Below are 2381 nucleotides of genomic sequence, written 5' to 3'. Positions count from 1 at the left end.
TCTTCGGGGACGCCATCGATCCTGCGACCGGCATCCTCGAGTTTCTGCGGGCGCTCCCGTCCGCCCTCGCCGCGGAGGGGGTAACGGCCGTGCACCCGTCGGATGCCGCACGGGCGACGCCGCACGGGGAGATCGGGAAGACCACCGCGCCGCCCGGCCCGCAGGGCTGTCAGAGGACCATCCTGCAGCAGTCCGCCCTTGAAGCACTCGAGCAGGCCGGCGGTCTGGTTACGGATCCGGGGGTCTGGCGCTGCCTTCTCGATACGGACCACATCCGCAGGATGGCCATGCGCTCGGTCTCGTGCGGAAGGCCGCTTCACGCCGTCAGCCACCAGACGACCTACGACTACTTCACCTCCTTCATGCGGATCCTCTCGGACGCCGAGGAGCGGTCGTCTGCGGGCACCCGGTCCCCGAAATCCGCTCTCGCGCTCCGGTGCGTCCCGCCGGAGAAGGCGTTCTCCTTCTCGTCGCACGAGCGACCGGTCGGGTACGCCGCCCACAGCCTCCAGGAACTCGCGAGCATGCTCGAGTTCGTTCCGGACGACGTCATCCGCTACCACGTCGAGCGGGAAGACTTCTCCCGGTGGATCGACCAGGTCATCGGCGACGGAAAACTGGCCGGGAAGATCCGGAGTGTCTCGGACCGCATCCGGCTTCAGTCGACGATCCAGAAGAGGATAGGGAAATTATGGAAACGCTTAAGCTAGCATTCTTCTGCTGGGAATCACTCCACTCTACGTTCAAGGTGGGCGGGCTTGCGCCGGCGGCGACCGAGCTCGCCGAGAACCTCGCCCGGATGGGGCACGAGGTCCACTTCTTCACGCGGGGAGAGGGGGACGACACGACGATCAACAGCGTTCACTACCACTACTGCCTTCCCTACGGCGACAACATCGTCGAGTACTGCAGGACCATGAGCACCATGCTCGTAAAGGCCTTCCGTGCCTGCGACACCCCGGCGTTCGACATCCTCCACTTTCATGACTGGCACGTCGTCGAGGCGATGCACCTCCTCCGCGATCGCAACACCGTCTTTTCATACCACTCCACCGAGTATGGGCGGCACGGGGGGAATTTCGGCGGCTGGTGGGAGTTCCAGGAGATCTCGGGGAAGGAGTGGTATGGGGGCTACATCGCAAAGACGGTCACGACCGTCTCGAACTCGACGAAGACCGAGGTGATGTGGCTCTACAACGTCCCCGAATGGAAGGTCACCGTCGTCCCGAACGGGATCGATCCTTCCGCCTACCGCACCATGGTCGACCCGGGCGAGGTGAAGAAGCACTACGGCATCCACCCGCTCGCGCCCGTCGTCCTCTTCGTCGGCCGCCTCACCTACCAGAAGGGCCCCGACCTCCTGATGCAGGCCATACCCCGGATCCTCGCCACGCGCTGGGACGTGCAGTTCCTCTTCGCCGGCACCGGGGATATGCGCGGCTACCTGGAGGGGATGGCGCACGGTCTCCCGGTCCAGTTCCTCGGTTACGTCGCCGATACGGAACACCTCCGGCTCCTGAACGCCTGCGACCTCGTCGCGATACCGAGCAGGAACGAACCCTTCGGGCTCGTCCTCACGGAGGCGTGGAGTGCGGAGCGCTGCGTCGTCGCGACCGACGTCGGGGGGCTCTCGGAGAACATCGACAATTACATAAACGGCATCAAGGTGCCCGTCCGGCCGGACTCGATTGCCTGGGGAATCTGCCACCTCATCGACGACCCGGCCTACATGCAGCGGCTCGGGAAGGCCGGGCGCCGGAAGGTGATGGAGAAGTTCAGGTGGAGCGTCGTCATGGAAAGGATGCTTGGCGTCTATAAGAAAGTCCTCTCCGGCAGCCTTCGATGACGACCGGCGAGGAGGATGAACTCATGCAGCAGGCGCTATCGGATATCACGAGGACCGGGAGCCTCATCACCGACTACGACGTCTACCTCTTCCGGCAGGGGAGCCACTCCCGCCTCTACGAGAAGCTGGGGTCGCATTCCGCCGTCTCCGGCGGCGTGCAGGGAACCTTCTTTGCGGTCTGGGCGCCGAACGCCGCGGAGGTCTCGGTCATCGGGGACTTCAACGGGTGGGAAACGGGCAGAGACCCGCTCCTGGCACGGAGCGACGACTCCGGCATCTGGGAAGGGTTTATACCGGATATCGGCCACGGGGCGCTCTACAAGTACCGCATCAAGAGCCGGTACAACAATTACACGGTAGATAAGGGCGACCCGTTCGCGCATTTCTGGGAGATCCCGCCGAAGACCGCATCCATCATCTGGGACCTCGCCTACCCCTGGCGGGACCGGGGGTGGATGCGCTGCCGCGAGGAGCAGAACTCTCCCGATGGACCGATATCCATCTACGAGGTGCATCTCGGGTCGTGGCGGAAGGT

At 64.3% G+C, this 2381-nt stretch carries 1 protein-coding gene and 2 pseudogenes; all 3 read left to right on the top strand.

Going from position 1 to position 2381, the window contains the following annotated elements; genetic code table 11:
* Positions 1–710, top strand: a pseudogene (locus tag PLN84_RS13110) (alpha-amylase); the annotation flags it as partial.
* A complete protein-coding gene (locus PLN84_RS13105; protein ID WP_348532175.1) occupies positions 692–1846 on the top strand; it encodes a glycosyltransferase family 4 protein in 1155 nt (384 codons plus the stop codon). The pseudogene PLN84_RS13110 and the gene PLN84_RS13105, both read left to right, overlap by 19 nt.
* A pseudogene (locus tag PLN84_RS13100) lies at positions 1843–2381 on the top strand (1,4-alpha-glucan branching enzyme); the annotation flags it as partial. The gene PLN84_RS13105 and the pseudogene PLN84_RS13100, both read left to right, overlap by 4 nt.

It is taken from the genome of Methanoculleus sp., assembly GCF_035363275.1.
In the GTDB taxonomy this organism is placed as follows: domain Archaea; phylum Halobacteriota; class Methanomicrobia; order Methanomicrobiales; family Methanoculleaceae; genus Methanoculleus.
The sequence above is the reverse complement of the archived record's forward strand: the minus strand, read 5'-3'. Positions and strand labels throughout refer to the sequence as shown.

Bases quoted from the DNA above. Each gene is read 5' to 3' on its own strand.
- PLN84_RS13105 (WP_348532175.1), top strand. From the start codon at position 692: ATGGAAACGCTTAAGCTAGCATTCTTCTGCTGGGAATCACTCCACTCT.